Genomic DNA, 23,339 nt, shown 5'->3' with positions numbered 1-23,339 from the left:
CGCTCACACGGAATGGTCAACTCGCATAGGCTTCATGTCACACACACATGTTTCGGGAAGGACCGCATGAGCCAACATCCCAAGCTGCGCCCGTTCAATTTTCACAAGTGGGTCGAGGACAACGCCGACAAGCTGCGCCCGCCGGTGGGCAATCAGTTGCTGCACAAGGACGGCGACATGATCGTGATGGTCGTCGGCGGCCCCAACACCCGCATGGATTTTCACGACGATCCGGTCGAGGAATGGTTCTTCCAGGTCAAGGGCGACATGATGCTCAAGATCGCCGACGGCGGGAAGATCTATGATGTTCCGGTCCGCGAGGGGGAGGTTTTCCTTCTGCCCGCGCATGTGCGTCACGCGCCGCAGCGGCCGCAGGAAGGGTCGGTCGGCATCGTCGTCGAGGCGCCCCGCCAGCCGGGCATGACCGAAGGCTTCGAGTGGTACTGCTTCGAGTGCGAGGGCCTCGTACATCGCGCCGAGGTGTCGCTGGACGGACCGGAAGGCATCGTGACGGAGCTGCCGAAGATCTACGAGGCGTTCCACGCCAGCACGGAAGCGCGGACCTGCCCGCATTGCGGCGCCCTGCATCCCGGCAAGGGCAAGCCGCCCGAAGGCTGGGTCGCCTTGTGAGACACGCCGCGCGCGCCGTTGTCGTTTCGATCCACGCCTCCGCGAGGGAGGCGACCGCCCGCCGTCCGGGCCGGGCTGCCAATCTTGGCGTTTCGATCCACGCCTCCGCGAGGGAGGCGACATTCACGCCAAGCGTCGCGCCGCTTGGGCGGATGTAGTTTCGATCCACGCCTCCGCGAGGGAGGCGACCTACGACGGCGTGTCTGCAACCCCGGGCACCGGCGTTTCGATCCACGCCTCCGCGAGGGAGGCGACATCTCACCCTGTCGATGGAACCGCCAACCACTGCGTTTCGATCCACGCCTCCGCGAGGGAGGCGACCACTTGTGCCGCGATGTCCGACACAACGGCCACCCTGTTTCGATCCACGCCTCCGCGAGGGAGGCGACGTCCGGATGTCCGAGATTTCGGCGCGGGCCTCGCTGTTTCGATCCACGCCTCCGCGAGGGAGGCGACTTGTCGATCCAAACGGCGAGCCGGTCAAACATCCGTTTCGATCCACGCCTCCGCGAGGGAGGCGACCCTGGTCGGCCGGGTGTCCGGTCGGGATCACAAGTTTCGATCCACGCCTCCGCGAGGGAGGCGACTGAGTTCCGCCTCGCCCTCGTCCTCGACGGTGTAGTTTCGATCCACGCCTCCGCGAGGGAGGCGACTCTCCTCCCGCCGCACGGCGAGCGCGCGCCGTGTGTTTCGATCCACGCCTCCGCGAGGGAGGCGACCCGGGGCCGTCCGTCGCCGATGTCAAGCAGGAGGCGTTTCGATCCACGCCTCCGCGAGGGAGGCGACACAGCGTGGACAAACGCCATCTTGCCGGGCGACGTTTCGATCCACGCCTCCGCGAGGGAGGCGACGTGGCGGAGGTGGGGCGCCTGAGGGCCTCGCTGGAGGTTTCGATCCACGCCTCCGCGAGGGAGGCGACCGTCTTTGAGGACGTAGACCAGCAGGAACGAATGGTTTCGATCCACGCCTCCGCGAGGGAGGCGACCTGAGCGTCGAGCCGTTGCTGGGGCCGGTGGATCGTTTCGATCCACGCCTCCGCGAGGGAGGCGACCAAGCTCCGCGATCCGGTCTTCCAAAAACTGCGCGTTTCGATCCACGCCTCCGCGAGGGAGGCGACTGTTGTAGCTGGACCATTCGGCCGGGCGGATCGCGTTTCGATCCACGCCTCCGCGAGGGAGGCGACGCCTGGTCGGCCGGATGTCCGGTCGGGATGACAAGTTTCGATCCACGCCTCCGCGAGGGAGGCGACTCGACATGGCCTGAGGTGTAAACGCAGGGAATACGTTTCGATCCACGCCTCCGCGAGGGAGGCGACATGCGGGTCGACTGGGACGGCGCCGACGCGGACAAGTTTCGATCCACGCCTCCGCGAGGGAGGCGACTCCCCTCCATATACCGCTTTGAAATGACTGGAAAAAGGTCCGTCGTTTCGCGAAGGATTGCCGCCTGGTCGCGCGCGACGTGCCGGTTTGCCGATACGCGCCAAAAGGATCAAGGATTTCAAAGAGCCCGGCGGGTGCGAACCCTCCGGCCTTTTCAGGCACGCTTCCGGTCCGCGCTGCCCCGCCGCGAGGTCGGGCGGCTGTCACACGATCAGCGGTCCACCCAGGTCCGCCGCCGGCTTCGCGCCGACATGCTCCACCCGCCGGTGCCAGTTCGCACCGAGATAGTAATACCTCAAGCTGTCGTGGTCCGGGTCGATGATGCCTTCCAGACGTGCCTTCAGCCTGGTCCATTGTGCCGGATCGACCTCGATCTCGAAAACCGAGTACTGAACGCGTTGGCCGAAATCGCGGCAGGCCTTGGCGACCGCCCGCAAGCGGCGGGCGCCATCGCCTTGCGACGTGCGGACGTCGTATGTCACCAGCACCAGCATCCGGCGCCTCCTACTTCCAGAACCACGGTGGATAGGCGTCGAGATCGCCGCGCAGGTGGCGCGCCAGCATCTGTGCCTGAAGATAGGGCACCAGCCCGAGCGGTGCCGTCTCGCCAAGAAAGGGGTGGCGGCGCTCCTCCTTCTTGCGCTCCTGCCAGGCGGTCAGAACGGTCTTTCGTGCCTCCTCCGTCAGAAGAACGGCTCCGCCGTCCCGGACCTCGAAGTCCGCTGCGCGTACCTGTCGCCGGTTGAACAGGGACAGCGCAAGCCTGTCCGCCAGGACGGGCCGAAGCTCTTCCATGAGGTCGAGCGCCAGACTTGGCCGGCCCGGGCGGTCCCGGTGCAGGAACCCGACGGCGGGGTCCAGTCCGTGGCTCTCGCAGGCGGACCGGCACTCGTGCGTCAGCAGCGTGTAGAGGAAGGACAGCAGCGCGTTCACCGGATCGAGCGGTGGCCGGCGGCTGCGGCCGGTCCAGCGGATGGTCGCGTCGGGCGATCTGATCAGGTGGTCGAAAACCGAGAAATACAGATTGGCCGCTTCGCCTTCCGATCCGCGCAATTGTTCGCACGTCTCGTCGGATGCCTCGGCGCGGCGGACAATCCGGGCCATGCGCTCGGTCGCCGCGCCGAGCCGCTCGAGCGCCAGCGGCTCGAAGTCGCCCCGGTAGTCGCGCAGCGCGCGCATCAGGACCGAGCGCTGGTTCGCCACCTTGCCGATGACGATCGAGCGGACGATCTCCACCGGCGCGTCCGAGGCCCGGTACTGCGCGCGACGCAGGAGAACGTTGCCCGAGGTCGGGCCTTCGATCCGGGCAAGAAACCGGCCGTTGCGCTCCAGCAGGACAAGAGTGATGCCGGCCGCCGCGCAGGCGCCGATCAACGCCGGCGACAGATAGACCGCCCCGAACACCACCACCGAGGCCAGCATGTGCAACGGCACGCGGGCCCGCTCCGTGCCCTCCACCTCCGCGACCAGATTCTCGCCGTCCTTGCGCAGGCTGGCGCCCTCGGTGGTGATGTAGACGGTGTTCAGCAGTTTCTTCACGGGCCGTCGTCCTTCAACACATCCTCCAGCATCCGCCGGCGCCAGGGCTTCACGGCGGTTGAAACGACCGCGGGCCGGCAAAGCGACTTGAGCGAACAGGCCCGGCAGCGGGAGCTGTGAACCGTCGGCGGGGGCGTCCGCCGGGACCGGAAAACGGCGGCGAGCTCCGTCACGGTGTCTTCCGTCATCCGCCGCAGCTCTTCGTCGAAGGGCACCCGGACCCTGCGCTTCGTGGTGGCGTAATACAGGGCGCCTTCCGGAACCGGCTGTCCCGTCATCTCCTCCAGGCACAGTCCTTGCGCGCAGAGTTGCACCTCGTCGGCCCGGTGGAGCTTCGGCTTGCCGCGTTTGTACTCGATGGGGTAGGGGACCTCCCCGGTCTCGCCGGGGAGAAACTCGACCACATCGGCCACGCCGGCGAGATTGAGCCGTCCGGAGGCGAGCGGCAGTGCCATCACGCGCCGGACGCCGCGGGCCTGACGGCGACCGCCCTTGTCCGCGACCGCGTGCTGGACGTGGCCCTCGGCCGTGAAGCGGTTGTCGGCCCACAGTCGTTCCAGATGGATGAGGGCGGCCTGACGCAGGCAGTAGACGGCATGCTGCAGGGCCGACAGGGGCATCGGCTCCTCCGTGCGTTGCGCCTCCGCGCTGTCCCGCGTCAGGTCCATCGCCCGGACGCTCAGAGCTTCTCGATGATCTCGACACCGGGCGGGCAGGCGTCCCGGTCGATCTCGACGATGTAGTCGGAGAACCGGCGGGCCGGCGGTTCGTTGCCGATCCGCTTGTCGTCGACGGATCTGAACGCGCCGTCGACATTGCGGCCGATGCGCAGGAGGTCGAAGAGCTTGTGCGCCGGCGCGTTGCCGAGCGCACTGTCGTGCTTGAAGACGATCAGCTTGCGCGTCGCCATTTCGCCCCGCGCGGCGGCGCGGTCATGCTCGAACATGTTGGCGAGGGCCTCCCACAGAAGCTCCAGGTCGGCCTGCGAGAAGCCGGTGCGTTCGGCGAATTTGGCCGATACGAAACCATGGGCGACATAAAGCCCGTAGGGCACGATATGCTTGCGGCCCATCGTGCGGTTGTCGGTCCGCTCGACGCTGTCGTCGCCCTCCACCTTCTCCTTCTTTTCCGCCTCGTTGGTGGCCGCCATGCGGGTGATCGAGATTTCCAGCGGCAGGATCGGCTCGACGGACGTGGCGAATGTCATCTGCACCGGTCCCTTGACCTGACCGCAGTTGATGCCGGTCGACATGACCGCGCCGAAGGTGCGCACGTCGAAGAAGTTCGCGCACATGAAGCCGCGCAGCTTCGCAAGTTCGCCGTCGTCCTTCGGATTGAGCTTCCTGGCCGTGTCGAGTTTGGCGTCGTCGGGGGAGAGCGCCTTGTAGGCCTGACGGTGCTTCTCGTTGAGGATCGCGCCCTCCTCGACGTAGATGTGGAATCCGTCCTCGCCGGTGCGGGCGAGATCCACGTAGTTGCGGATCTTGCGCTTCAGGCTGACGTCCGAAACGAGGCCCTTGTTGGTCTCCGGATCGAGACGCGGCAGGTTGCCGGCGTCCGGATCGCCGTTGGGGTTTCCGTTGACGACCTCGAAGACCAGGGCGAAGTCGTGGCGGTTCTGAAGTGCGGTCATGCTGCGGTGTCTCCGGAGTTTTGGGTCTCGGACGCCTTGTTGAAGAAGTGATTGCGCTGGTGGTAGTAGCCGAGCCCGAACAGCGCCTGTTCCTCGGCCGTCAGCGCGGCGGGAAACGGATCCGCGCCGGGCTCCATCCTCTCCATGATCGAGGCGATCAGCTTTTCGAGGTTCACGCGCCGTCCGGGCGCATGCTTTCCGACCTTGGACAGGTGGTTCGCCGAGCCGCTTTCGAGCAGGGCAAAGACCTTGCGGGGCTGCGCGGAGGCCGCGCCATAGAACTTGTCCTTGATGGTCGCGTTGACCTTGCCGCCGAGGGCGGCGGACTGGGCCTGTTCATAGGCCGCGAACAGACGACCGAGCAGATAGCCTCGATCCTTGAAGTCCGGATCCAGTGACACGGGAACCTCCCTTTTGAAGTTGCGAACCAGAACTGCTTTCAGGATGCCGGCGCGCAGCGCGCTCACCCGCCCGTCCGCGCGGATCCGAGTCAGGACCGCCGCCATCAGGGTGCGCGGGTAGTCGGTGGCGGACAGGATGGAACGCATCCACTCCCCGGCGAGATTGGGCTGGACGTTCTCGCGCTTGCCTTGAACGGCGGTCTCCTGGAGGTATCGCCAGAGCGGCGGATATCCCTCGCGCGGCGGCGGTTCGATCCGCATGTCCTCGACGAACTTCTGGTAATTGGCCGTGAGGGCGCCGAACGTATCCTCGAAATGGAAGCGCACCGACAGGCGGGCGGCATTGGGAGCGAGCCCCAGCACGTGGAAGCGCACGCCGTCGGCGAGCTTCGGTTCGACGTCCGCCAGGTGCTCGCCCTTGCGAAGGCGGTCCAGCTGGACGGCGATCTTCTTGCTCTCCGCCGCGTCCTCCGCCTCGGCGGTGCCCGTTTGATCCACGAAGCCGCCGAACATCGCTTCGGCCTTCTCGGCCGCCGACGGGTCCGGGGCTTGCGCCCAGAACACCGTCGACGCATCGCCGATCTGAACGCGGTGCCCGCTGTCGCGCTCGAGAAAGCGGTTCAGGACGGTCGTGTACTTGAAGGCGGCCTCCTCGGAGACCGGCGCGTTGTCCCCCTGATCGTGGCCGTAGGAGGTGAAGGCGTCGAGATTGAAGGAGACAAGCGCGGCTCCGGAGGATTGCGCGCCCCAGACCCCCTTGATCGAGGGGTGCAGACGGGCGACGGGCGCGACCGTTCCCGAAACGAGGCAGATCTGCCGTTCGGCGGCCCCGCGCGCCTGCAGCGCGCTCCAGGCGTCTTTCGCCGCCGGGCGGTCGTGCAGATAGGCGCCTCGCAGGCGGTCTCGCTCGAACGCGAAGATCACGTTCTGATCCTTCATCTCCTCCGGCCAGGCCGGCGGCTGAAACCGCTCCGGCGTCCAGTGGTGCAGAAACTCCAGGAACGCGCGCAGCCCCGGATCCTCCGTCCCGGCCAGCAGCGCCGCGTGATGATCCACGAAGGCGGCGTGTTCGGCGGCCGTGCGCTTGCCGTCGCCGGCCGTCACGCCGAGCACGTAGGATGTCTTGTCCCAGAACGTGTTCGGCGAAATTCCGGCCGTCCTCTTGACGGCTTGCGGCACCAGCATCGGCCTCGGTTTCGGCTTCTTCCCGCTCGTGTCGCGCAGATCGATGACATGCGCGACGGACCCGTCGTCGTCGAGAGAGATGCAGAACCCGATCTTTTCGCTGGAAAAGCCCGGGGCGGGCGCATCCGGCAGGCGGTCGTAGGCGGCCGCGAGAGAGGCGAGAATGCTCATCGGCAAATCTCCGGCGATCCCGGAGGCGGCACGCGCATCACGCCGTCCTCAAGCTTTGCGCGGAAGAACATCGACGGCCGCCCCGGTGCCTGATGGTCGATGTCCCAGAGCATGAAGCCCAGATCCAGGCTTTCGCGGATCGCTAGCGGCAGGTCCTGCCCGGGCGGGATCGGCTCGAAGCTCGCCGCGAACTCGCGCGTGCCGAGGCACGGCTGATGAAAGCACTGGCCGCGCGCGGCCCGCCGATTGAAGATGTCGAGGTGCTTGCCTGCGTTGTCCTCCGCGCCGGCCTTGTCGGTCAGCTCGAAGCGGGCCTCGATGACATAGGCGGGGGCGACCAGAACGGTGGCGGCGCGCTGCTGGCGGTCCTCGTCGGCCAGAAGCTGAAGGCCGCCGAGGTCGCCGCGCTTCATCGCGCTCCTGATCTTGCCCGTGGGCGCCTTGTGCCCGACCTCGTTGCGGCGGATCGACTGAAAGCGGATCGGCTCCAGGACATGGATGGCCTCCACCACCCAGCGGATGGCCGGCTTCCAGTGGATCGCCTCGAGAATGCCGCGCGCGGCCGAGGGCGTCATCACGTCGTAGCTGACCCGCTCGACCTTCATTTCCGGTCTGGTGAAGCAGCCATACCGGCCCCAGACCTTCAGACGGATTCCGTAGGACATCCGCTAATCCTCCAGACTTCTTTGTATGGGAACGTTATGTTCCCTTCTACTTCTCTTGACAACCCCTGTCCATTAGCCTACGAATGGCGCTGCAAAAATGGGACTCGCTATTATGAAACGCCAAAATATCCCCAAACGTCGCCGATACACATTCACAGTAAGGGTTGGTTCGTTTGCGGTCGCTATCGAGTTGGATATTGACCCCATATAGCTAAGTTGGTGTCGCCCCTCGTATGGGGCGTGGATCGAAACTTTGTTTGCGAGCGTAAAGTGCTCCTTCTGTAAGGGCGGTGAGCTCGACTGTCGGGCTCGCCGCCTTCTCCTAAATCACGTTGCTTGGCATGGGCAGATCGTCGGCTTCCTCCCAGACGAGGCCGACGGACTCCCGGTACAGGCCGGGGGTCTTCAGAACCGCGAACTGGTCGCCGCGCAGGTCGGGGCGTTCGAAGGCGACGTGGCCATTGCGGATCAGCGCGTCGCGGTCCGTGGGCGCGACCTGGACCGTGTATCCCTGAAGCGCGCGCGCGAGCGTGCCGGAAGACATCTCCGGCGCATGCAATCGCGCGATGGCGTCTTCCGCCGGCGCGTCGTAGGCGACGATCACCGGGACCAGTCCGCTGTCGATCATCCGGAACCGCTCGGCCGCCGTGCGAAAGGCGAAATCGGTCCCGCGCGCCGTGCCCGTGAACAATTTGAGAATGCCGCGCGCGTCCAGTCTGTCGCCCATGCGCCAGTAGACCTCGGCGAAATAGTCCTCGATGGCCGCAAGCGACAGCAGGTCGTCGTGGCGCCCGAGCATGCGCTGCATGTCGGTGACGAGGCTCCTGACCTCTCGCGGCGGCGGATAATCGGGGGCGGAAAAGACGGTGACGATGCTGTCCCCGGCCTGCGCGCGGCCCTCACGATTGCAGCGCCCGGCCGCCTGCACGATCTGGTCGAGACCGGCCTCGGCCCGCCAGACCTTCGGGAAATCGATATCGACGCCGGCCTCGATCAAGCTGGTCGCGATCACCCGGCAGGAGGACTTGGCCTCCAGCCGCTCGCGGATGCGCGCCAGAACCTGACGCCGGTGAACTGCGCATTGCCGGGTGGTGAGGTGCACGAGGCCCTCCAGGCCGCTTGCCTGCGCGTCGCGGAACAGCGCGCGCGCATGCTTGCGACTGTTCACGATCACAAGGCCCCTTGGGGCCTCGCGCAAGGCCGCGATCAGCTCGTCGTTCGCCATGTCGCCGACCCGGCGGACGGTGGCGCGCCGGAGCGTATTGGAAAGCTCTTGCGGGTCCGGCGCCAGTTCCCGCCCCCGAAGCGGCAACCCGCCCTCCAGCTTGTCGGCGTCCAGCGCCGGTTGGGTGGCCGTGCAGAGCACAATGCTGCAGCCATAAGACTGCGCCAGTTCCCGAAGCATGCGCATTGCTGGCTTCAGAAGGTCTCGCGGAAGGGTTTGCGCCTCGTCGAGGATGACCACGCTTCCCGCGATATTGTGCAGTTTGCGCGCGCGGGAGGGCTTGGCCGCGAAAAGGCTTTCGAAGAACTGGACATTGGTCGTCACCACCACGGGCGCGGCCCAGTCTTCCATGGCGAGCTTCAGCTTCTCCGCCTGCTGCCGGTCGTCCGTCCGCCCCGGCGGTCTGCGGTCTTCATCGATCGCGGAGTGGTGTTCCAGCACATGGTCGGCGCCAAGAACGCTCCGGAAGATGTCGGCCGTCTGATCGATGATCGAGGTGAAGGGAAGGGCGTAGATCACCCGACGGTGCCCGTGAAGACGGGCGTGATCGAGGGCAAAGCCGAGCGAGGCCAGTGTCTTGCCGCCGCCTGTCGGGACCGTCAGGGTGAACAGCCCCGGCGCTTCGCCCGCCCTGGCGCGGACATGATCCAGAATGCGCGCGCGCAGCCTGTTGAGGTCGGTGGAGAGGTCGCGCTTTCTCTCCATGCATGCGTCGAAGCGCTGGAGAAGCTCCGGCAGGCGGGCCTGAAGCGTTGGCCATGATCTGTCCTTCATACGCTGTTCGAGCGCGGCGTAATGGGCTTCCGTATCCTTGAAATCCGCGTCCACCAGGCATGAGAAGATCATGCGCGTGGCGACGGAAAGCGAGAAGAAGGCCTCCTTCGGGTCCGAGAAGGTCGCGAACAGGGCGGGAGCGATGTCGCCGGGCGGCGAGGGGAGATCGGTCCGCCACACCGGATCCAGGGTCGGCAGCTCGGATTGCAGGCGCCTGTCGAGGCAGGCCGCGGTGTCGTTCAGCCGATCCGGCAGGCCGGCGTGGTGCCCCGCGATGCAATAGGCGATCAGCTCCGCCGTGGCCCTGTCGAGGGGGCGTTCCCAGGCGTGTTCGATGACGGCAAGGGCGCCGGCGGTCGAATGATCGACGCGGATATCCTCCCCTTGCAGCCGGCGCTCGAACGCCTCGCAGTATTTCCCGAGGTCGTGATAGAGCCCGGCCAGAAACGCCGCGCGGTCCAGGCCCAGAGGGTCTGCAAACGCCGCGGCCAGGACCGCGACCGCCGTGAGGTGGTCAGGCAGCGGCTGCCAATCGGTCCGGTCGGGGGCCTTGCCCGAATGCGCGAAATACACGCCGATGCTCCAGTCAATCTATCATTGCAACAAAACGTCATCCGGGCCGCGGCCAACGGCGCCGTCGGCGTGCAGGTCGGCACGCGTGTCTCAAATTTCTGCCATTTTAGGTTTAGGAGAAAGGTCTTGGCAATGCATCTCAGGCGCGAGACCGGAACCCAGGGCGGCTGGGTTCATGCCGGGCATGTGCGCAGACGCCGGATCGCATCGTTCATGATCGAGTCTTCCATTTGGGCATGATCATGACGCGATGGGACACCGGTGAATATCCCCTGGATTGGTGGACGCCGTCTTCCCTGAATTCGACGCAAGGAGGCCATGCAGGGATCCGGCAACTTCAGTGGTGAGTTCAAGCGCGATGCTGTCGCGCAGATCGCCGGGCGGGGCTATCCGGTTGCGGAGGTGTCGCAGTGGTTGGCGTGAGTCCACACGCGCTATGCGTGGAAGACGAAGTCCTCGAAGCCCTCGGGAGGCGATGAGGATCACGCGGCAGAGAGACGTTGTCTGAAGACGGAGCTGGCGCGCGTCACCGAGGAACACACCATCTTAAAAAACCACCGCGTGTTTCGCCAGGGATGCAAAGCGAGATACGCGCCTGATGCCGAGCATCGGCAGCGGTTAACGGTGCGCGGATGTGCCGCTGCCTGCGTATCCGGCCCGGTGGTTCGATGTCGATGCGCCGGACCGGGCATGGGGGACAGACATCACCATTAGCCGGACCCGGGAGGGTTTTGCCTATCCGGCCGTGGTGATCGACCTGTTCTCACGCCGCGTCATCGGCTGGTCATCGCACGGTCGGCAGATCGCTGATGTCGTGCTGCAGGAATTGCCGATGGCGGTGTGGCGTCGAAAGCCGAAGGGCACGGGTCTGGTCCATTCTGATCAAGGCTCGCAATTCACCAGCATGGACAGGGCGGCGGTCCTGAAGCAGCACAATCTCGAGCATTTCGAAACGATGCTCGCCGACGGATCGGCAACCGTCATTCTCGCCGACGGCTCGGAGGCGACGGTGACCGCCGCGCGGATCCTCTCTTCCGCCGATCCGGTCGGGGACGGCCGCCGTGGGGCGGCCGTCGATGCGGGCGCGGTCAGCCGCCGAGGATCAGGCGCGGCAGGGTGAGCGACAATGCTGGCAGGAAGGTCGTCAACAGCACCACGGGCAGATAGGCCAGGAAGACGAACACCAGCGTGGGCAGGAGCATGCGGGCGAGCGGCACATTTCCGATCAGCCCGGCGAAATACAGGATCGGAGCCGTGGGCGGGGTGATCAGGCCCATTCCGAGGTTGGTGGCGATGATGGCCGCGAATTGCACCTGATCCACGCCGGCCTGCTGCATCACCGGCAGCAACAGCGGCGCGGCGAGCAGGATGCCGCTGACATCCTCCATGAACATGCCGACGATCATCAGGAAGATATTGGCCATCAGCAAGAGCACGATCGGATTTTCGCTGATGGCGAGGAAGCTCTCGAGGATCTGCTGCGGCACGTCCTCCAGCGTCCAGACCCGGCCCAGCATGGAGGCGAAGAAGATCATCAGCAACAGCACGCCGGTGGTCCGCCCGGCCCGCCAGATCACGTCCGCCAGGTCGCTCCAGTCGATGTCGCGATAGAGATAGATCGACACGGGAATGGCGTAGAGCACCGCCACGGCGGCGGCCTCGGTGGGGGTGGTCACCCCGCCATAGATGAAGCCCAGGATCAGCACCGGCATCACGAGGCCCATGCCGGCCCTGCGGCCGCGCCGGGCGACTTCGCGCGCGAACTGGCGGGCGTCGACCGGTGGCGGCGTCACCAGCGGCATGCGCCGGGTCAGCACGCGGTTCCAGAACGCCAGCAGCGAGCAGAGCAGGAGGCCCGGCACCACCGGCGCCAGGAAGCTCGCGAGGATCGAGGTGCCCGTGACCCAGCCGAAAAGGATCATCGAGGCGCTCGGCGGGATCAGCAGCGCCAGCACCGCCGAGGCGGAGACCAGCGCCGTGGCGTAGCCGCGATCGTAGCCTCGGGCCTCCATGCGCGGGATCATGATGGTGCCGATCGCCGCGACGGCCGAGGAAGCCATGCCGGAAATGGCGCCGAACACCGCCGTCGCCATGATCACCACGATGCCCAGTCCGCCGCGCATCCGGCCGACGAGACTGTCGGCGAGATCCACCAGACGTTCGGCGATGCCGCCGCGGCTCATGATGCTGCCGGCGAGGATGTAGAGCGGAATGGCGATGACGACGATGGACGAGAGCTTCGAATAGCCCGCTCCCACCAGAAAGCTGGCGGAGCCGAAATCTCCGAACAGCACCAGAAAAAGCACCGCGCCGGCGAAGCAGAAGGGCACCGGAACGCCAATCACCAGCAGCAGCGTCAGCAGCAGGGCGTCATAGATGATGATGTCGCTCACGCCATCGCCTCCCCGTCGGCCGCCGGCCCCAGGACGAGGCGTCGGACGCGCTCGAGAAATTCAACGGTGAAGTAGAGCGTCATCAGGCTGAGCCCGATCGGCATGATCGCATAGACCCAGGACATGGGCAGGCCGGTTTCCAGCGACATGGTGCCCCGGCCGATGCTGTAGTCGAGATATTGCCAGGCCCACACCGACATCCAGCCGGCCAGAACCACGGTGATCAGGCCGGCAAGGGCACTGAGCGCCAGCCGGGGCCGGCCGTAGGGCAGGATCAGGTCCACCAGGCTTGCCGAGATGTGGCCGCGTTCCCAGGCGCCGTGGCTGGCGCCGAGAAAGTAGAGATAGACCGCGACGAAACTCGCCAGTTCCTCGATCCCGAAGATCGAGATGCCGAGGACATAGCGGGTGAAGACCTGAATGGCGATCAGCAGGGTGAGCACCGCGCCGCAGGCGACCAGCAGGATCCGCTGCAGGCGCAGGGTCCAGTTCCAGGCCGTCAACGCGCCGCCGCGCAGGAAGCGGGGGGTGTTCACCGTGTCCGGCGAGGCGGCGAGCGGCAAGGCCCTGTCTCCCGCTGCCGCGATTTCGGTTTCCGTCTCGTTCTGCATGTCCGGGCGTCCTCCCGATCGCCGTGTCACTGCCCTGCGAGAAAAAGCGGATCGCGCGGGGGCCGCGACGATCCGATCCGTCTCCCGAATGGCGTTCGGATTACTCCACGCCGAGCGAGGCCTTCAGCTTGCCGAGCGTCTCCTCGCCGAGTTCGTCGGCGATCTCCGGCCAGACGTCGCGCCGCACGATCGCCGCCAGTTCCTCAAGCTCCGCCTTGTCGAAGGTGACAACGTCGATCCCGGCCTCGCGCATTGTCGCCAGGGCGGCGGCGTCGGCGGCCGCGACATCCTCGAAGCGCTCGGCGCTGACCTGCTGCGCGGCGTCCAGCAGCACCTTGCGGTCCGCATCCTCGAGGTTCGCGTAGGTGTTGGCGTTGACGATGAACCAGTCGCCCTCGAAGTGGGTGTTGTACTGGACCCACGTCTTGGTGATGTCCTCAAAGGACTCCAGCGTCATGTTGGCCGTGCCGCCGACCTGGCCGTCGACCACGCCGGTCTGCATGCCGGTGTAAAGCTCCGCCCAGGGCACCGTCGCGGTGTTGTAGCCCAGTCGCTCCAGCAGCACCCGGTGGGTGATGCCGCCCGGCCAGACGCGCACCTTCAGATCGTGACTGGCGTCGAAATCCTTGACGTTTTCGACCGGCTTGGCGAAGCCCGCACCGCCCATGCCGGCGCCGAAGACGCCGAGCGGGGTCAGGCCCTGCGGTTCCAGAACGTCCTTGACGATCGAGAAGACCGCGCCGCCGGGCGAGAGCGATTCGCGCGCGGTGTCGTAGTCGATGAAGGCATAGGGGAACCAGGTGATGGCGAGGCGCTTGTCGCTGCTGGTCGCCAGCGGCTGCATGGCCATGTCGACCGCGCCCTGGATCACCTGCTCGTAGACCTCCGTCCAGTCGCCGAGCTGGCTGGCGGGGTAGACCTTGATCTTGATGCGTCCCTCGGTGCCCTGCTCGACCAGTTCGGCAAAGCGCAGCGCCGCGGCCTCACCCTCGGAGCCGGGCTTTTTCAGCGTCGACAGGCGCAGGGTTTCCGCCTGCACGCTGCCGCCCATCAGCACCGCGGCCGTCGCGGCGGCCAGCGCATAGGTGGCAAGTCTTTTCGCGTGATGTCTCATCCGGGTGCTCCTCCAGCAGTGCGCCACTCCTTCGCGCCGGTGCGGCGCGACCTCCGCGAGTGGAGATTGTGTGACCATACAAAACGATCAATCAAACGCTATCAGTGATTTTTTTGGTCCGTCAATCGGTGATTTGCGAAATATTCCGAAAGAATCGATTGGCGGGCTGATCTTGCGTCGCGTAAGATGTCGTGCTTGTCTGGGTATTGTCCGGTATTTACGTCAGACAAAAAGCGGTGCTATGCCATAGGGCGGAAGGTCTGACGGACGCGGGCGGCCGGGCGTCAGCCAAGAGGCGCCGGCCAAGAAGCGCCGGCCAAGAGGTCCGGGGGCGACACGCAAGCGGGGCGCGACGCAAGGCCGGGCGGTCGAGCGTTGCGGCGGCGTGGCTGACGAGACGACGGGAAGAGAGGAGAGGTCTGCTGTCCGCATTGTTCGACAAGACCGCGTTCGCCGACGCGGATACGCCGATCTACCGTCAGATTGCCAACGCCATCGCCGCGAAGATCGCCTGCGGCGAGTTGTCCGCCGGGGAGCGGTTGCCGCCGCAACGCGATATCGCGCGTCAGGCGGGGGTGAATCTGACGACGGTCACCCGTGCCTTTGCCGATCTGCAGGAGCGGGGCCTGGTCACGAGCCGCCCGGGCCGGGGGTCGCTGGTTGCCTCTGGCCGGGAGGCGGCGCATTTCAAGTCCGCGCCGCTGGACGAGCAGGGCTATATCGACCTGTCGGTGAACCGTCCGGCGACGACCGGCTATCTGGAAGCGCTCGCAGCGCTGCTGCCGCGCCTGCCGGAAGACCCGCGTTACGCCGCGCTGCAGGATTTTCACGAACCGGAAGGCCCAGACTGGGCGCGCGAGGCGGTTGCCGGCTGGCTTGCCGCGCAGATCGAGGGTGAGGCCCCGGCGCAGCGGCTGTTGGTGACCAACGGCGCGCAGCACGGGCTCTCCTGCGTGCTGGCGGCGATCGCCCGGCCGGGCGATGTCATCCTCGCCGATGCGCTCACCTATCAGGGGATCGGCGCATTGTGCCGGTCGCTCGACCTCGTTCTGAAGCCGGTGGACATGGACGACGAGGGCATGCGGCCCGAGACCCTTGCCGGTGCCTGTGCCGAGCTGGCGCCGCGCGCGGTGTTCCTGGTGCCGACCTTGCACAATCCGACCACCGTCACGCTGGCCGAGGAGCGCCGCCGCGCCCTTGCCGGGATCGCCCGGAACCACGGTGCGCTGCTGATCGAGGACGATGTCTATCGGCCGCTGAAGGACGGGGCGCCCCGGGCGTTCGTGGCGAGCGATCCCGATATCACGATCCACCTGAGCGGCTTTTCCAAGAGCATTGCGCCGGGTCTGCGCTTCGGGGCGGTTCTGGCGCCGGCGTCGCTGGTTGGCGATATCGCGGCGATGCTGCGCATCAACTGCTGGAGCACGGGGCCGCTGACGGCGCTGATCGCCGCGCGCCTGATCGAGGACGGCCAGGTCGGACGGATCCTGGAGGGGCAGAAGCGCGAGTTCGAAGCGCGTCAGATGCTCGTGCGCGAGCTGCTGGGCGACGTCGACCTGTCGCAGGATCCGCAGGCGCCCCACGCCTGGGTCCACCTGCCGGAGCCGTGGCATGCGAATGCCTTCGTGCGCGCCGCCGCGCAGGCCGGCGTCGGCGTGCTGTCGGGCGAAGCCTTCGCCATCAGCCGCAACGCCGTGCCGCATGCGGTGCGCCTCAATGTCGGGGCGGCGCGTTCGCGCGCGCAGTTGCGCGAGGCGCTGACGCGTCTGCGCGAGGTGTTGCGGGACGACCGGCATCTGCTGGAGCCGGTGATCTGAGCCGCCGGAGGGCGGAGCGCCAAGGCCGGAGCGGGAACCCCGCGCGGTTGCGATCTTCACGAATTCGAACGGGGGAGGCGATGTCCATGTCGGCAGCGACGGACACGGAAATTCTGGTCATCGGTGGCGGTGTCATCGGCCTGTCAGCGGCCCTGCGGCTGGCCGACGAGGGGCGCGAGGTGACCTTGCTGGAGCCCAACGAGCCGGGCTCCGGCGCCTCCTATGGCAATGCCGGCACGATCGCCGAATATGCCATCATTCCGGTCGGAACACCGGCCGTGCTGCGCAATCTGCCCGATCTGCTGTTCAGCCGGGTTTCGCCGCTGTCGGTGCGCAAGGCGGCGTTGCCGACGCTGTTTCCCTGGTTGCTGCGCTTTGCCTATGAATCCCTGCCGGGCCGGATGCGTCGCAACGTCGCCGCCCTGGCGCCGCTGCTGGCCGAGGCCTCCGGCGGGTGGCATGAGCTGTCGGCGCAGATCGCGGCGGACGATCTGTTCCGGCACAATGGCTGCGTCTACGCCTATACCTCGATGCGCGATTTCAGGGCCGCGCAAGCGGACATTGCCCTGCGCGGCACCCATGGCATCGCGCAGGAACTGCTGTCGAGCGACGACCTGAGCCGGCTGGAGCCGCACTTGCCGCCCTTCGAAGGGGGCGCGGTGCTGTTTCCCGACGCCATGAGCATGACGGACCCGGGCGAGGCGATGCGCCGTCTCGCGGTGGCGGCCACGCGGGCGGGCGTCCGCATCCTGCCCCGGCGGGCCGTGCGGCTGGAGCGGCAGAGCGCCCGCGTGCGGGTGACCACGCCCGAGGGCGCGCTCACCGCGCGCCGCGTCGTGATCGCGGCCGGGGCGCACTCCAGGGCGCTTGTGGCGCAGGCCGGCGAGCGGGTGCCGCTCGACACGGAGCGTGGCTATCACATCGAGTTCGACATGCCGACGCCGCTTCTGTCGCGTCCCGTCTCGCCGACCTCCCGGGGCTTCTACATGGTGCCGATGCAGGGGCGTTTGCGCATCGCGGGGCTGGTGGAACTGGGCGATCTGGCCGCACCGGCCAACGCGCGGCGGTTTGCCCAGCTGGAGGAGGGCGCGCGGACCTTCTTCCCCGATCTGGGCAAACCGGATCGCACCTGGCTGGGGTTTCGTCCGTCGATGCCGGATTCGGTGCCGGTCATCCGCCCGGTGCGCGGGGCGCCCGAGGTGATCCTCGCCTTCGGTCACGGCCATCTGGGGCTGACGCTGGCGCCCGTCACCGCCCGTATCGTCGGCGATCTGGTCGCCGGGCGCACCGCATCCGGGTGAGGCGCGCGCCGGCGGGCGGCCATCCCCTATCCGGCGCGCCGCAGGGGCAATTCCGCGCCGGCGGTCACAGCGTGTCGAGAGGAAAGACCGGGCGACGGACCCGTGTGTAGGTGCGCCGCGACAGATCGGGCGAACACAGGCCTCCCGCGTCGGTCACGATGATCTGCGAGGCAATGGGCCGGAACGCGCCCTTGAAGTGGTTCATGGACTTCACGGCGACGATCGATTTCTCGGCCGGTTCTATTCCCACCACGCGCAGGATATTCAGGTCGTAGAGCTGCATCCGCTCGGACACGATCATGATGTCGAGGCCGTCGACGCGCAGGCACACGCTGGTGCCCGTCGACGCGGGCAACCCGGTGAACATCGGGCCCTCGAAGTGGAAGCGGCCGTCGCTGACCGCCATGACCGTGCCGGTCACCTCGATCGGTCCGCCGCCGACGGTCGGGTCGATCTTGCCGCCGATGGCGAGGGTGACTTCGGCCCCGACGCCACGCCGGGCAAGCAGGGCCGCCGCCTCGGGGTCGAGCAGTGCGGCTGCCGCCGCGTTTTCGACGCCGGCCTCCAGAAGAGCCGAGATGAGCGCGGTGCAGTCGCTGTGCGCGCCTCCGCCGGGATTGTCGGCATAATCGGCGATCACGATGGGACCGTTGCCCGGTTCGGCCGCCTTCAGTCTGCGCATGCACTCCTCCAGCGGGATCGGACCGTTCCAGGTGTCGCGGTGCTCCCAGATCTCGTCGCAGATGCGCAGGGCGACGGCGTCGGCGGTTTCGCGGGTCGCGGTCCGCGCGTCGTAGGTCACCAGAACGCTCGGCCCCGACGCCCAGACGTCGGCGTCGGGAAAGCCGGCGTTGATCGCCACGTTCAGGATGCCGGGCGCTTCCATCTCCCGCGCCGCGCTTTCCAGCAGGCGGCACATCGGACCGTCGTCGGAGGTCCGGCCGTCGTCGCACCCCAGCAGGACCGGGGGGCGGTGCACCGCTATCCGCGGGACGCTGTGCCCGGCCATGGCCTCATGCAGGCGCTCGCTGGCCTCCCGACCGACCGCGCGCAGGTCGACATGCGGATAGGTGCGGAAGGACACCGCGATCTGCGCAAGCTCCGAAAGCGCGTCGAAGACATTCGCATGCAGGTCCAGCGTGACAGCGATGGGAATGTCGTTGCCGACGACCGTCCGCAGTTCTCTCAGGAACTGGCTTTCACCATCCTGATCGGTCTCGGTCACCATCGCGCCATGCAGCGCGACGAAGACGCCGTCATAGGGGCCGCCGGCCTTGAGGCGGCGGAGGCATTCGCCCGTGATCTCGGTGCGGGCGGCTTCCGAGACCGGTCCGCCCGGCTGGGCATGGGCGCCAAGGATGTAGTCGGCCGACCATCCCTTGTCCTCGGCCACATCGATGCAGCCGCCGATTTCCGACCCGGTGTTTCTGAATTCCGCAAGAACATCCTGCCCCAGGAAATACTGGGTGGAGCGGAAGTCCTGCATCTCGGTCATCAGCGACGTGAAGGTGTTGCTTTCATGGATGAAGCCGATCACGGCCACGCGAAAACGCATGCCTTGCCTCTCGTTTGTTGGCGTCGTGCCCCCGATAGGCCGGGGCGCCCGGTGGATCAGTGATTGATGATCTGCTTGAGGAACCTGGCCGAGCGTTCCTCGCGGGGGTTCGCGAAGAAGCCCTCCGGCTCGTTGACCTCGACGATCTCGCCGGCATCCATGAACACCACCCGGTCCGCGACTTTGCGCGCGAAGCCCATCTCGTGCGTGACGCACATCATGGTCATCCCGCCGCCGGCGAGGTCGACCATCACGTCGAGGACTTCGGAGATGCTTTCGGGGTCGAGGGCGGAGGTCGGCTCGTCGAACAGCATGATGTCCGGCTTCATGCACAGCGAGCGGGCGATGGCCACGCGCTGCTGCTGTCCGCCGGACAGTTGCGAGGGGTATTTATGCGCGAACCCTTCCATGCGCACCTTGGCGAGATAGTCCATCGCCTGCTCTTCCGCGTCGGCCTTCGGGATCCTGTGCGTGCAGATCGGCGACAGCGTGCAGTTGTCGAGCGCGGTCAGATGCGGGAACAGATTGAAATGCTGGAAGCACATGCCGACGTGATTGCGGACCTTGCGGATGGTGCCTTGCGTGTCGTCGAGCTCGATCCCGTCCACGTAGAGGTGCCCGGACTGGTATTTCTCCAGGGCATTGACGCAACGGATCAGGGTCGACTTGCCCGAGCCCGACGGGCCGCAGACCACGATGCGTTCGCCCTTCGCGATCTGCAGGTTGATGTCCTTCAACACATGGAAGGCCCCGAAGTACTTGTTCATGTTCTCGAAGTTGATGGCGGTCTCGGCAAGCATCTCCGATCTCCTTGTCGGTTGACCCGGGGCCAGGCCCATCAGGCCATCCATTTGATTCTGGTCTCGATCCGGCGCAGCACCCATTCGATGAGCAGAACCAGCACCAGATAGTGCGCGGCCGCGATGTAGTAGACGCGCAGGTCGAAGGTCTCGGAGAAGATCATCCGCGCCTGTCCCATCAGGTCGAAGACGGTGATGATCGCCAGCAGCGATGTCGCCTTGACCATCAGGATGTATTCGTTGCCGAGCGGCGGCAGCGCCTTGGCGAAGGCAATGGGCAGCAGCACCCGGCGAAAGCTCGTCCAGCGGGTCAGGTTGAGTGCCGCGTTGGTTTCCAGAACCGACGTGGAGATGGTGTCGAGACTGCCCCGGATGATCTCCGCCTGATAGGCGGTCGTGTTCAGCACGAGCGCGAGAAGGCCGCAGTAATAGGCGTCGCGGAAGAACCACCACAGGCCGAGGGCGCGAAGCTCCCGGCTGAACTGGCCCGAGCCGTAGTAGATCAGGAACATCAGCACGAGCAGCGGCACGCCGCGGAAGATGTTGACGTATCCAAGCGCGAGAAAGCCGAGGATCCCTTTCGATCGGGACCGGGCCAGCGCGATCGGCAGGGCCACGAAGAAGCCGATCACGACCGACAGGGTGCTCATCACCGCCGTGAGGACGAGGCCGTCGTTCCAGCGCGACAATTCTCCGAAATAGAGGTCAAACATCGCCGGTCTCCTCCCGGATGAAGCCTCTGGAGACGCGCTTCTCGACCTGCTTCTGCGCCCGGGTCGAAAGCGTGACCAGCACGACGTAGATGACCGAGATCAGGCCGAAGAACAGGAACGGCTGGCGGGTGGCATTGATGGCGACCGTCGCCACATGGGTCAGCTCGAACAAGGTGATGACCGACACCAGCGAGGTGTCCTTGAGCAGGATGACCCAGAGATTGCCGAAGCCGGGAATGGCGTGGCGCCACACCTGCGGCAGGATGACCTTGACGAAGGCGTTGACCGGAGACAGGCCGAGAGACGCGGCGGCCTCGAACTGCCCCTTGCCGACGGCGTTGAGCGCGGCGCGGACCACTTCGCTGCCATAGGCGCTGATCACGAAGGCGAGCGCCATCATGCCGGCCACGAAGGGGCTGATCGACAGGTTGGAGCCGGGGGCGATGACCTCCACCAGCCACGATACGATTGCCTGCGACTGGTAGTAGAGGATCAGCAGCGTCAGGATTTCCGGCAGGCTCTTGAAGACCGTCGTATAGGCGCGCCCGAACAGCCTGACCGGCATATGGCGCGACACCTTGGCCCAGTGGATCAGAAACGACAGGACGATGGCGAAGGGAAAGGTCGCGATGGCCAGGGCGAGCGTGACGCCCAGCCCGTACAACAGTTCATCGCCCCAGCCGCCGCTTCCGTAGGAAAGAGAGTTCAACCAGGTCATGTCGTCCTCTGTCGGGCCGCGCCGGAGAGGCGCGACGCCCGCTGTGGCGAGGGGATGGCGGCAGACCGGACCCGTGCATCAAGGTGTCCGGCCTGCCTGCGACGACCTGCGCCGCAGGGACGCGGGCCTGTGCGGATTACCGGTTGAACAGTTCGCTCACGTAGACGGGCTTGCTCATGATGTCGAAGTCGAAATACGTCTTGCGGATCTCGTCGTAGGTGCCGTTGTCGATGATCGTCCTGAGCGCCTCGTTGACCCGGGCCCGCAAGGCGTCATCGTCCTTGCGGAAGGCGATGCCGGCGCCGACGGTGCCGTCCATCAGGAAGCTTTCGCCGACGAACTCGCAACACTCCACGCCGTCGTCCATCCAGTCGCCGATGGCGAACTGGCTCGACAGGACCAGATCGATGCGGCCGCTTTCCAGGTCCATCAACGCTTCGCCGAGCTTGGGAAAGAGCTTGATGTCGCTGTCGGGGAACCAGTCGTCCAGCACCTTCGCCGAGACGGCGCCCTGTTGCGCGCCGATGGTCAGCCCCTTGAGCGTTTCCGGCCTGGCGTCCGTGAGCGCGACGTCCTTGAGCTTCACGAAGCGCATGGCGTTGTAATAATAGGGATCGGTGAAACTGACCGCCTTCTGGCGCGCGGGCGTGATTGCCATCGACGCCACCATGACATCGAATTTCCTGGCGTTGAGCGCGGGAATGATGCCGCCCCAGTCATGGACGCTCCACTCGCACTCGACCTTCATCTGCGCGCAGATGGCGTTGCCGATATCCACGTCGAAGCCCTCGATCGCTCCGTTTTCGGATACGGAGTTGAACGGAGCGTAAGCGCCCTCGGTTCCCATCCTGAGCGTCTCGGCCGTTGCCGGGACAAGACCCGCCATCGTCATGGCGACCGTGAGCGCCGAGATCCTGAAGAGCGATTTCATGCTTGGTTTCCTCCACCGCAGGCTGTCCGAGCGCGCTGTCTCGCGACGTGATTTGTTCCCTGTCTCCGCGCCGGTCATGATTTTTTTTCCATCGACCGTTCGGAACATCATGATTTTTTTGAAAGTATCCCTGCGTTGCTTGATCGAACAATGCAAAAGAAGTATTCCAAGGCATGAGGAAATCTAATGACCCGGCGCATGCCAGATCCGAGCGCAAGCGGATCCCGAGCCTGAAGGCCATACGGGTCTTCGAAGCGGCCGCCCATCATCTGAGCTTCACCAGGGCCGCCGACGAGCTCTCCGTCAGCCAGGGCGCCGTCAGCCATCAGATCAAGCTGCTGGAAGAAAATCTCGGCGTTCGCGTCTTCGTGCGTGGCAGCAAGGGGATCTCCCTGACACCGCAGGGCATGCTTCTGAACGAGACCTGCAAACGCGCCCTCGACGAGATCAGCGAAACCCTGTCCCTCATCCGGAAGGTTCGCGACACGAAGACCCTGAACGTCAGTGCGGGGCCGTTCTTCGCCCTGAAGGTGATCGCGCCGCGAATCTCCGACTTCATGAACGAGAATCCGGGATTGCAGCTGCATCTGAACAACGTCCGCTCCAGCGCCTCCTCGCCGGGACCCGACGACGTCTTCATCGAGTATTGCGAGGACGCGCCGGCCGGGACGCATTCCTTCGAGTTGCTGCGCGAAAAGCTCGTTCCCGTGTGCGGCGGCGATCTCATGGGGAGCGTCGAGAGCCCCATGGACCTGCTGCGCCGTCCGGATGTCACCCGTTTGAACTATCGCGACCTGAAGGACTGGGAGAGCTGGCTCGACCAGGAGCGGATCGAGACCGGCGGCAATCACCCCAATCTCGTTTTCGACGACCAGCACACGATCATCGAGGTCGTCCGTTCCGGTCAGGGGATCGCGCTCGCGGATCGCTCCCTCATCGACCAGGACGTGAAGGCCGGCCGGATCTTCGTGATCTCCGAGAGCTATATCCAGCCGTCGCTGTCCTACAAGTTCGTCTGCGCCGAAGGCACCGTCGCCGCCACGTCCTATGTGGACGTGTTCAGAAAATGGCTGATGAAGGAAATCTCCGAAATCCAGGGGCGCAGCACAAGCGCCTGATCCCTGTCCGTCACCGATCAGCGCGCCCCCTGACGGCGAAGCCGACCGGCGGGTCTTTCCAGCGCGCCCTTCGTGTCGGCCGGTGAGAAC

General features: G+C 66.0%; 19 protein-coding genes, 1 pseudogene and 1 CRISPR repeat array. Of the genes and pseudogenes, 5 read left to right on the top strand and 15 right to left on the bottom strand.

The window, feature by feature from the left end:
- Positions 1-66 precede the first annotated feature (66 nt).
- A complete protein-coding gene (locus ABL312_RS14390) occupies positions 67-630 on the top strand; it encodes a 3-hydroxyanthranilate 3,4-dioxygenase (protein WP_349358096.1) in 564 nt (187 codons plus the stop codon).
- A 23-nt stretch (positions 631-653) separates the two neighbouring features.
- Positions 654-2,012: a CRISPR direct-repeat array (repeat unit 32 nt; unit sequence GTTTCGATCCACGCCTCCGCGAGGGAGGCGAC).
- A 203-nt stretch (positions 2,013-2,215) separates the two neighbouring features.
- On the opposite strand, the gene cas2 is transcribed toward ABL312_RS14390, so the two are convergent.
- The 7 genes from cas2 to cas3 all read right to left on the bottom strand — a co-directional run bounded on the left by cas2 (position 2,216) and on the right by cas3 (position 10,178).
- A complete protein-coding gene (gene cas2 / locus ABL312_RS14385) occupies positions 2,216-2,506 on the bottom strand; it encodes a CRISPR-associated endonuclease Cas2 (protein WP_349358095.1) in 291 nt (96 codons plus the stop codon).
- 10 nt (positions 2,507-2,516) lie between these two features.
- On the bottom strand, positions 2,517-3,551 hold the full coding sequence (gene cas1c, locus ABL312_RS14380; protein WP_349358094.1) for a type I-C CRISPR-associated endonuclease Cas1c: 1,035 nt from the start codon (positions 3,549-3,551) through the stop codon (positions 2,517-2,519).
- Positions 3,548-4,219, bottom strand: coding sequence for a CRISPR-associated protein Cas4 (gene cas4, locus ABL312_RS14375; protein WP_349358093.1), 672 nt, complete (start codon positions 4,217-4,219; stop codon positions 3,548-3,550). The genes cas1c and cas4 overlap by 4 nt, the downstream gene beginning before the upstream one ends.
- Before the next feature lie 11 nt (positions 4,220-4,230).
- Complete coding sequence (cas7c, locus tag ABL312_RS14370; RefSeq protein WP_349358092.1) at positions 4,231-5,184, bottom strand: type I-C CRISPR-associated protein Cas7/Csd2; 954 nt, start codon at positions 5,182-5,184, stop codon at positions 4,231-4,233.
- Entirely contained in the window at positions 5,181-6,941 is a 1,761-nt protein-coding gene (gene cas8c / locus ABL312_RS14365; RefSeq protein ID WP_349358090.1) for a type I-C CRISPR-associated protein Cas8c/Csd1, read from the bottom strand. Before cas8c ends, cas7c begins: the two co-directional genes overlap by 4 nt.
- On the bottom strand, positions 6,938-7,606 hold the full coding sequence (cas5c, locus tag ABL312_RS14360) for a type I-C CRISPR-associated protein Cas5c (RefSeq protein ID WP_349358089.1): 669 nt from the start codon (positions 7,604-7,606) through the stop codon (positions 6,938-6,940). The genes cas8c and cas5c overlap by 4 nt, the downstream gene beginning before the upstream one ends.
- Positions 7,607-7,928: 322 nt before the next feature.
- Complete coding sequence (gene cas3 / locus ABL312_RS14355) at positions 7,929-10,178, bottom strand: CRISPR-associated helicase Cas3' (protein WP_349358088.1); 2,250 nt, start codon at positions 10,176-10,178, stop codon at positions 7,929-7,931.
- Between the two features lie 318 nt (positions 10,179-10,496).
- On the opposite strand from cas3, the pseudogene ABL312_RS14350 reads away from it, so the two are divergent.
- Positions 10,497-11,124 (top strand): annotated as a pseudogene (locus ABL312_RS14350) (DDE-type integrase/transposase/recombinase); the annotation flags it as partial.
- A gap of 142 nt (positions 11,125-11,266) precedes the next feature.
- On the opposite strand, the gene ABL312_RS14345 reads toward ABL312_RS14350, so the two are convergent.
- The 3 genes from ABL312_RS14345 to dctP form a co-directional block, all read right to left on the bottom strand.
- Positions 11,267-12,571: a TRAP transporter large permease gene (locus ABL312_RS14345; RefSeq protein WP_349358087.1), complete on the bottom strand. Its 1,305-nt coding sequence runs from the start codon at positions 12,569-12,571 to the stop codon at positions 11,267-11,269.
- A complete protein-coding gene (locus ABL312_RS14340) occupies positions 12,568-13,182 on the bottom strand; it encodes a TRAP transporter small permease (protein WP_349358086.1) in 615 nt (204 codons plus the stop codon). The genes ABL312_RS14345 and ABL312_RS14340 overlap by 4 nt, the downstream gene beginning before the upstream one ends.
- Before the next feature lie 100 nt (positions 13,183-13,282).
- Positions 13,283-14,296, bottom strand: coding sequence for a TRAP transporter substrate-binding protein DctP (gene dctP / locus ABL312_RS14335; protein WP_349358085.1), 1,014 nt, complete (start codon positions 14,294-14,296; stop codon positions 13,283-13,285).
- 431 nt (positions 14,297-14,727) lie between these two features.
- Between dctP and ABL312_RS14330 the strand changes: the two genes are divergently transcribed.
- Together ABL312_RS14330 and ABL312_RS14325 are read left to right on the top strand one after the other, a co-directional pair.
- The gene (locus ABL312_RS14330; RefSeq protein WP_349358084.1) at positions 14,728-16,113 is read left to right on the top strand and encodes a PLP-dependent aminotransferase family protein; all 1,386 of its coding nucleotides are present in this window, start codon (positions 14,728-14,730) and stop codon (positions 16,111-16,113) included.
- Between the two features lie 86 nt (positions 16,114-16,199).
- Entirely contained in the window at positions 16,200-17,414 is a 1,215-nt protein-coding gene (locus ABL312_RS14325; protein ID WP_349358083.1) for an FAD-dependent oxidoreductase, read from the top strand.
- 64 nt (positions 17,415-17,478) lie between these two features.
- Here ABL312_RS14325 and ABL312_RS14320 read toward each other — a convergent pair whose 3' ends face one another.
- The 5 genes from ABL312_RS14320 to ABL312_RS14300 all read right to left on the bottom strand — a co-directional run bounded on the left by ABL312_RS14320 (position 17,479) and on the right by ABL312_RS14300 (position 22,131).
- A complete protein-coding gene (locus ABL312_RS14320; RefSeq protein WP_349358082.1) occupies positions 17,479-18,969 on the bottom strand; it encodes a M81 family metallopeptidase in 1,491 nt (496 codons plus the stop codon).
- Between the two features lie 56 nt (positions 18,970-19,025).
- Positions 19,026-19,769: an amino acid ABC transporter ATP-binding protein gene (locus ABL312_RS14315; RefSeq protein WP_349358081.1), complete on the bottom strand. Its 744-nt coding sequence runs from the start codon at positions 19,767-19,769 to the stop codon at positions 19,026-19,028.
- Positions 19,770-19,807: 38 nt separating this feature from the next.
- A complete protein-coding gene (locus ABL312_RS14310) occupies positions 19,808-20,482 on the bottom strand; it encodes an ABC transporter permease subunit (RefSeq protein ID WP_349358080.1) in 675 nt (224 codons plus the stop codon).
- Positions 20,475-21,200, bottom strand: coding sequence for an ABC transporter permease subunit (locus tag ABL312_RS14305; RefSeq protein ID WP_349358079.1), 726 nt, complete (start codon positions 21,198-21,200; stop codon positions 20,475-20,477). The genes ABL312_RS14310 and ABL312_RS14305 overlap by 8 nt, the downstream gene beginning before the upstream one ends.
- A 136-nt stretch (positions 21,201-21,336) precedes the next feature.
- Positions 21,337-22,131: a transporter substrate-binding domain-containing protein gene (locus ABL312_RS14300; RefSeq protein WP_349358078.1), complete on the bottom strand. Its 795-nt coding sequence runs from the start codon at positions 22,129-22,131 to the stop codon at positions 21,337-21,339.
- Between the two features lie 173 nt (positions 22,132-22,304).
- Between ABL312_RS14300 and ABL312_RS14295 the strand changes: the two genes are divergently transcribed.
- Positions 22,305-23,249 (top strand): LysR family transcriptional regulator, encoded by a 945-nt coding sequence (locus ABL312_RS14295; RefSeq protein WP_349358077.1) that lies wholly within the window; start codon positions 22,305-22,307, stop codon positions 23,247-23,249.
- Positions 23,250-23,339 lie beyond the last annotated feature (90 nt).

Origin of the sequence: Stappia sp. (assembly GCF_040110915.1) — a bacterium.
Taxonomy (GTDB): Bacteria; Pseudomonadota; Alphaproteobacteria; order Rhizobiales; family Stappiaceae; genus Stappia.
Note: the sequence above shows the minus strand (reverse complement) of the source record. Positions and strands in the feature narration are given on the sequence as shown.

Excerpts from the sequence above, each read along its gene's own strand:
- ABL312_RS14390 (WP_349358096.1), top strand. The coding sequence starts at position 67 with ATGAGCCAACATCCCAAGCTGCGCCCGTTCAATTTTCACAAGTGGGTC.
- cas2 (WP_349358095.1), bottom strand. The coding sequence starts at position 2,506 with ATGCTGGTGCTGGTGACATACGACGTCCGCACGTCGCAAGGCGATGGC.
- cas4 (WP_349358093.1), bottom strand. The coding sequence starts at position 4,219 with ATGGACCTGACGCGGGACAGCGCGGAGGCGCAACGCACGGAGGAGCCG.
- cas7c (WP_349358092.1), bottom strand. The coding sequence starts at position 5,184 with ATGACCGCACTTCAGAACCGCCACGACTTCGCCCTGGTCTTCGAGGTC.
- cas8c (WP_349358090.1), bottom strand. The coding sequence starts at position 6,941 with ATGAGCATTCTCGCCTCTCTCGCGGCCGCCTACGACCGCCTGCCGGAT.
- cas5c (WP_349358089.1), bottom strand. The coding sequence starts at position 7,606 with ATGTCCTACGGAATCCGTCTGAAGGTCTGGGGCCGGTATGGCTGCTTC.
- ABL312_RS14340 (WP_349358086.1), bottom strand. The coding sequence starts at position 13,182 with ATGCAGAACGAGACGGAAACCGAAATCGCGGCAGCGGGAGACAGGGCC.
- dctP (WP_349358085.1), bottom strand. The coding sequence starts at position 14,296 with ATGAGACATCACGCGAAAAGACTTGCCACCTATGCGCTGGCCGCCGCG.
- ABL312_RS14325 (WP_349358083.1), top strand. The coding sequence starts at position 16,200 with ATGTCGGCAGCGACGGACACGGAAATTCTGGTCATCGGTGGCGGTGTC.
- ABL312_RS14320 (WP_349358082.1), bottom strand. The coding sequence starts at position 18,969 with ATGCGTTTTCGCGTGGCCGTGATCGGCTTCATCCATGAAAGCAACACC.
- ABL312_RS14315 (WP_349358081.1), bottom strand. The coding sequence starts at position 19,769 with ATGCTTGCCGAGACCGCCATCAACTTCGAGAACATGAACAAGTACTTC.
- ABL312_RS14310 (WP_349358080.1), bottom strand. The coding sequence starts at position 20,482 with ATGTTTGACCTCTATTTCGGAGAATTGTCGCGCTGGAACGACGGCCTC.
- ABL312_RS14305 (WP_349358079.1), bottom strand. The coding sequence starts at position 21,200 with ATGACCTGGTTGAACTCTCTTTCCTACGGAAGCGGCGGCTGGGGCGAT.
- ABL312_RS14300 (WP_349358078.1), bottom strand. The coding sequence starts at position 22,131 with ATGAAATCGCTCTTCAGGATCTCGGCGCTCACGGTCGCCATGACGATG.
- ABL312_RS14295 (WP_349358077.1), top strand. The coding sequence starts at position 22,305 with ATGAGGAAATCTAATGACCCGGCGCATGCCAGATCCGAGCGCAAGCGG.